At 70.0% G+C, this 1,811-nt stretch carries 1 protein-coding gene and 2 pseudogenes; all 3 read left to right on the forward strand.

All coding sequences use genetic code 11. The annotated features are described in order from the left end of the window. Positions 1 to 214, forward strand: a pseudogene (locus tag ACFCZN_RS21220) (hypothetical protein); the annotation flags it as partial. A gap of 260 nt (positions 215 to 474) precedes the next feature. Next, on the forward strand, positions 475 to 1,533 hold the full coding sequence (locus ACFCZN_RS21225) for an IS110 family transposase (RefSeq protein ID WP_430558083.1): 1,059 nt from the start codon (positions 475 to 477) through the stop codon (positions 1,531 to 1,533). Positions 1,534 to 1,547: 14 nt separating this feature from the next. Continuing rightward, positions 1,548 to 1,811, forward strand: a pseudogene (locus ACFCZN_RS21230) (GNAT family N-acetyltransferase); the annotation flags it as partial.

Consider the following 1,811-nt stretch of genomic DNA (forward strand, 5'->3'; position numbering starts at 1 on the left):
GTTCGGCGTCAGCCCCAACAAGGCCGCCGCGCTCGGGCTCAACCTGCTCCTCCTCGTCCACCTCGTGTGGTCCGCCGTGCTCGCGACGGCGTTCCTGCGCGGGCGCCGCCCGTTCGCCGACCTCGTCGCGTGGCAGACCCGGTTCCTGCCGGTGTACGCGGCGTGGGCCGCGATCGTCGTCGTCGTGTTCCCCCCGGTCTTCGGGTTCGTCTGAGGGGCGGCGGGCGGCCCTGCCCGGGCGTAGCGTGGCCTCAGTGTCAGGGTGACGATGCCGCATCGCGGTGGTTGGGTCCTGTCACTGGGTGTCTGACTCCTAGCGTGGCTGCCTTCGTGGCTTGCATCCGAATTGTCGACGCCCGGTGGGAGGACCGGCCGGCGTGACTTGATAGGAGCGTGGCATCGCCCCCGACTGAGGTTTGTCCGCCGACCGGCCCGACCGTCCCTGTCCCTCAGGAGAACGAGGAGGCGATCTCTATGGTCGTCGTGATTGGTGCGGACGTCCACAAGGCGACTCACACGCTGGTCGCGGTGGACGAGGTTGGAAAGGTGCTCGGGCAGGGGGTGTTCCAGGCTCGCCGGGAGGGTCATCTGAAGGCGTTGGGCTGGGCGCGCCGTTCGTTCAAGGATGCGGAGCTGGTCTGGGCGATCGAGGACTGCCGCCACCTGACGGGGCTGCTCGAGCGGGACCTGCTCGACGCTGGGCAGACCGTGGTGCGGGTCAGTCCCAGGTTGATGGGCGCCACGCGACGCGCCGGTCGTGAGCGAGGCAAGTCCGACCCGATCGACGCGACCGCGGTGGCCCGTGCCGCCCAAGCCCACCCGGACCTCCCAGTGGCCCGCCACGATGAGGCGTCACGGGAGCTGAAGCTGCTGGTCGACCGGCGCGAGGACCTGGTCGCCGAGCGCACCCGGATGATGAACCGGCTGCGTTGGCACCTGCACGAGATCGACCCCGACCTTGCCCCACCAACCCGCTCGTTGGACCGAGCCGTGGTCGTCGCCGCGCTGCGCGCCCAACTCGTCGAGCTTGAGAGCCTGGTCGCACGGATCGCGCTCGAGGTCCTCGACGACATCGCCGCGCGCAACGCGCAGATCCGCTCGCTCGAGCGACGCATCACCGCAGCGGTCGAGGTCGCCGCACCTGTGCTGCTCGAACTGCCTGGGTGCGGTCCCTTGACCGCGGCCAAGATCGTCGGCGAGACCGCCGGGATCGACCGGTTCACTTCCGAGGCTGCCTACGCGATGTTCACCGGCACCGCCCCGATCCCCGTCTGGTCTGGACAGACCGCCGGCAAAGTCCGCTTGAACCGTGCCGGGAACCGGCAACTGAACACGGCGCTGCACCGGATCGCCATCACCCAGGTCCGCCTCGGCGGCCCCGGCAAGGACTACTACGACAAGAAGCGCGCCGACGGCAAGACACCAACCGAGACCTACCGGTGCCTACGACGCCAACTCGCCCGCACCGTCTACAACTCCCTCAACCACAACCTGACAACCGCCCCCCACCGGGCCCTGACCACCGCCGCTTGACATAGGAGATTCGGATGGACGTGGAGGTGCGCTCCGCCGTCGGGCGCTACGACGACTTCGCCACCGTGGTGGGCCCGCGGAAGGAGGGCGTGCGCGGGTGCTGGTGCATGTCCTACCGCGACAGCCGGGTCAGCGCGGAGGACCGCCCCGGGTTCATGGCCGACCTGTGCACGACCGACCCCGGGCCGGGCGTGCTCGCCTACGTCGACGGCGAGGTCGCGGGCTGGTGCTCCGTCGCGCCGCGCAGCACCTACCGCCGGTTGATGAACGCCCGGACC

The sequence above is a fragment of the Isoptericola sp. NPDC056134 genome, from assembly GCF_042264825.1.
GTDB lineage: Bacteria > Actinomycetota > Actinomycetes > Actinomycetales > Cellulomonadaceae > Isoptericola > Isoptericola nanjingensis.